We start from the raw sequence: 4,219 nt of genomic DNA, 5'->3' as shown, positions 1-4,219 counted from the left end.
CAGGGCCGAGGAACACCATGCGACCGAAAGCAGCAACATGGCGGAAATGGCGGGCGCGTGCCGACGCACGCGGATTATGGCATGGGTCATTGGGAATCTCCCGAATTCTGGAAGGGATGAATGCGATAGGCGCCGGTGGCGGGATCGAGCCCGTCCACGGTGGCGAGTTCGGAGAGCCGGCGGGCATTGCCTCGCCCGGACAGGACAGCGATCACGTCGATGGTGTCCGCGATCATGGCGCGTGGCACCGTTACCACCGCTTCCTGGATCAGTTGTTCGAGACGGTAGAGAGCGGCGAGCACTGATCCCGCATGCAGCGTACCGATGCCGCCCGGATGGCCGGTGCCCCATGCCTTGACCAGATCAAGGGCTTCGGCACCACGCACCTCACCGATGGGAATACGGTCGGGACGCAGGCGCAGACCGGACCGGACGAGATCCGACAGCGTGATGACCCCTTCGCGGGTCCGCAGGGCAATGAGATTGGGCGCCATGCATTGCAACTCGCGCGTGTCCTCGATCAGGACGACGCGATCGCCGGTTTTCGCGACCTCGGCCAGCAGGGCGTTGACCAGCGTGGTCTTGCCCGTGGATGTGCCGCCTGCGACCAGGATGTTCTTCCGTTCCGAAACAGCGCGGCGCAGAGACACCGCCAGCCCTTCTGTCATGATCCCGGCGGCGACATAGTCATCGAGGGTGAACACCGCGACGGCGGGCTTGCGGATCGCGAAACTGGGGGCCGTCACCACGGGCGGCAGCAATCCCTCGAACCGTTCGCCGGTTGGCAACTCGGCCGAGACACGGGGCGCACCCTCATGCACCTCAGCCCCGACGTGGTGTGCAACCAGACGCACGATGCGCTCGGCGTCGGCAGGTGTGATGGTTTCGCCCGTGTTGGCCATGCCCTCTGACAGCCGATCGATCCACAGCCGCCCATCGGGATTAAGCATGACCTCGACCACAGAGGGATCGGCAAGGTGCCGGGCAATCGCCGGCCCCATCGCTGTGCGCAGCATGGACACGCCGCGCACTCTGGCCCCTTCATGGATGACGGAAACCGACATGACCTTCCCCCGTATGGGCCGCACGCGACGGACGAACAGCGACGGGGATCATTAAGAAAGGCTGGAAACAGCGCGTTTCAACAAGAATTCAGAGGTCGTAGAACGGCGGCGAAACACAGGGCAAAAATACTTGCGGGGTGCGGATTTTACGCCTCCGGTTCATCCCGTGCGCCGGGGTCCAAAACATCCTCCGGGATTTCCTGCTGGAGTCTTGGCCCCTGGGCCAGCCTACGGCCGAGGGCGGCGACAAAATTATCGTAGCGCACCCCGGCCTGCGCGCGCGCCGCCTTCGCGGCCGGTTCGGGCAGCGGCGGGGTCGTGGTCAGCCAGAAACGGATGAACAGCGCTAGTGTCTCCACCGTGATGCCGATATCGCGCTCCAGCCGCGCGAGACGTCGGTCCTGCCGGTCGAGGCGCTTCGATGTAGCAGCCTCGCGGCGCTCTTCCCCGTCGGGCGAGAGGAAGGAAGCAACGGCGGCCTCGACGATCAGCGACATCGGCTGCGCGCGTCGCGCGGCATAGGCAGACAGGGTCTTCATCACATCGGGATCGAGATAGACGGAGATCTGGGCCTTCTTTTTCGGTATCGCCATGTCTGCCTCACAGTCCAAGCTCATCGCCACGGTCGAGCGACGCCTGCCGGGCGATGCCGCGCCTGAGATCGTTCATCCGGTTGTTGCGGGGCGCGATGTCGTCGAACTCATCGACCGGATCGGGCGTGAACTCGTTCTCCAACGGCTCCTTTTTCTCGACAGTGCCTTCGTCCAGTTCGGGCTGATGGCGTCGGGCGGACTGCTTCGGGTCTTCTTCCTCATCGTCCCCTGTCCGCGTTTCGGCCGCCGCATCGGGTGCCGGCGGCCTGGGCGGCAGGGGACGGCTACTCCAGTCGTCCGGGCACCCATCCTTCGGGGGCGTAGGCTTTGGCGGCGGCAGAATGCGTTCCTGGAAGCGCGCATCCTCGAAGTAACGGGCCTTCTTCGCACGGATCGGATAGAGGCCGGAGGCCATGACGATCTCATCCGCTGGCGGGAGCTGCATGACTTCTCCCGCCGTCAGCAGCGGGCGTGCCGTCTCCGAGCGCGAAACCATCAGATGGCCCAGCCAGGGCGAAAGACGGTGGCCCGCGTAGTTCTTCATCGCCTTCATCTCGGTGGCGGTCCCGAGCGCGTCGGAGACACGTTTTGCCGTCCGTTCGTCGTTGGTGGCGAAGCTCACCCGGACATGACAGTTGTCGAGGATCGAATTGTTCGGCCCGTAGGCCCGCTCGATCTGGTTGAGGGACTGGGCGATCAGGAAGCTCTTGATCCGGTAGCCCGCCATGAAGGCCAGCGCCGATTCAAAGAAATCCAGCCGCCCGAGGGCCGGGAATTCGTCGAGCATCAGCAGCACACGTCGCCGCCGCGCCGCGGCATCAAGGTCTTCCGTCAGGCGCCGGCCGATCTGGTTCAGCACCAGACGGATCAGTGGCTTGGTGCGGCTGATGTCCGACGGCGGCACGGTCAGGTAGAGCGTCACCGGGCGATCGGCGCCGACAATGTCGGCGATGCGCCATTCGCAGCGCCGCGTCACTTCCGCGACCACTGGATCGCGATAGAGGCCGAGGAAGGACATGGCGGTGGACAGCACACCCGAGCGCTCGTTGGGGGATTTGTTCAGCAACTCGCGCGCGGCCGAGGCCACGACGGGATGCGGACCGGCGTCACCGAGATGCTTCGTCCGCATCATCGCTGACAGCGTGGTGGCGATGGGGCGCTTCGGGTCCGACAGGAAATTGGCGACACCGGCCAGGGTCTTGTCGGGCTCGGCGTAGAGGACGTGCAGGATGGCGCCGACCAGCAGGGAGTGCGAAGTCTTCTCCCAATGGTTGCGCTTCTCCAGGCTGCCCTCCGGGTCGACGAGGATATCGGCGACGTTCTGGGCATCACGGACTTCCCACTCCCCACGCCGGATCTCCAGCAACGGGTTGTAGGCCGCGGAGGCTGCATTGGTTGGATCGAACAGCACGACGTGGCCGAAACGGGCGCGGAATCCCGCCGTCAGTTCCCAGTTCTCACCCTTGATGTCGTGGACGATGGCCGAACCGGGCCAGGTCAGGAGCGTGGGGATGACCATGCCGACACCCTTGCCGCTGCGCGTTGGTGCAAAGGTCAGGACGTGCTCTGGCCCGTCATGCCGCAGGTACTCTCGACGATAGCGGCCTAGTACCACGCCGTCGGGGTCAAGCAAACCGGCCTGGGCGATCTCCTTGGCGTCAGCCCAACGGGCCGAGCCATATGTCTCGATCCGCTTCGCCTCGCGCGCCCGCCAGACCGAGAGGCCGATCGCAGTAAGCGCAGCCAGGATGCCGCCCGACGCGGCGATATAGGCACCCCGTGCGAAGACCTCCGGCGCATAGGCGTCATACGCATACCACCACCAGAAGAACGCGGGCGGAAAGTAGAATGGGAACCGCAGGATTACGAACCAGGGTCGCCCGAGTTCAGCCTGGAAGGCCAGCTTCCAAGCGATCCATTCGGTCGCAGTCCACATGGTCAGCAGGACGATCGCCAAGACGACGATGATCTGCCCCCAAAGAATCTTGGTGCCCGACATCGGGAGCCCTCCCTTTTAGAGGAGGAAGGAACGGCGGATTCCTGCGTTCAAGTGCTTTTAAGCGTTGTTCGCAGCCGGGCAAACCAGAGCGAAAAAATACTTGCGCTGTGCGGACAAGGTCCGCCCAGCCGATCCTGGGACACACCGGTAGCAGGCGATTCGGAGATAGGGCTGAGCTTCAAAATTACGGTGACGGCAATGACAATGAGGAATGGACGATCGGCAGCGCAGCCTGCATCGGATGGAAAATATGTTAAAAAGAATAGGAATTATTGGAAATATAGAGACATGGAATTTCTTTTTAGAAGAATGGCAGAGTATAGGAACTTCTGAATACAGTGTTGGTCAAAGCAGAGAATGCTACGACTTCATTAATCAATACTCGCTTCATCTCCAAACTTTTTGCCGAGTTGACGGATATGCATCGCGAAGGTGCAGCGCGCACGCGCGCTTACGTAAGGGTGACATGGGGATATCCCATGTGCTATCCTGAAATCAGCGTGTCGAAACGCTTTTTTGCAACTGGGCGGCCTCCTATGTCGGGTGGCCTGCCGAATAGAACA

The 4,219-nt window shown here is 62.8% G+C and carries 4 protein-coding genes; 1 reads left to right on the top strand and 3 read right to left on the bottom strand.

Going from position 1 to position 4,219, the window contains the following annotated elements; all coding sequences use genetic code 11:
• Nucleotides 1-86: 86 nt before the first annotated feature.
• The 3 genes from trbB to P792_RS34215 form a co-directional block, all read right to left on the bottom strand.
• Complete coding sequence (gene trbB / locus P792_RS34225) at nucleotides 87-1,016, bottom strand: P-type conjugative transfer ATPase TrbB (protein ID WP_031241578.1); 930 nt, start codon at nucleotides 1,014-1,016, stop codon at nucleotides 87-89.
• Between the two features lie 194 nt (nucleotides 1,017-1,210).
• Nucleotides 1,211-1,657, bottom strand: a complete 447-nt coding sequence (locus P792_RS34220; RefSeq protein WP_023979799.1) for a hypothetical protein — start codon at nucleotides 1,655-1,657, stop codon at nucleotides 1,211-1,213.
• A gap of 7 nt (nucleotides 1,658-1,664) precedes the next feature.
• Nucleotides 1,665-3,656 (bottom strand): conjugal transfer protein TraG, encoded by a 1,992-nt coding sequence (locus tag P792_RS34215; RefSeq protein ID WP_023979798.1) that lies wholly within the window; start codon nucleotides 3,654-3,656, stop codon nucleotides 1,665-1,667.
• 338 nt (nucleotides 3,657-3,994) lie between these two features.
• Between P792_RS34215 and P792_RS39370 the strand changes: the two genes are divergently transcribed.
• The coding region (locus tag P792_RS39370; RefSeq protein ID WP_235075534.1) for a hypothetical protein at nucleotides 3,995-4,219 on the top strand (225 nt) is incomplete at its 3' end.

The sequence above is a fragment of the Asaia sp. SF2.1 genome (assembly GCF_000505765.1).
GTDB classification, from domain to species: domain Bacteria; phylum Pseudomonadota; class Alphaproteobacteria; order Acetobacterales; family Acetobacteraceae; genus Asaia; species Asaia bogorensis.
The sequence above is the reverse complement of the archived record's forward strand: the minus strand, read 5'-3'. Positions and strand labels throughout refer to the sequence as shown.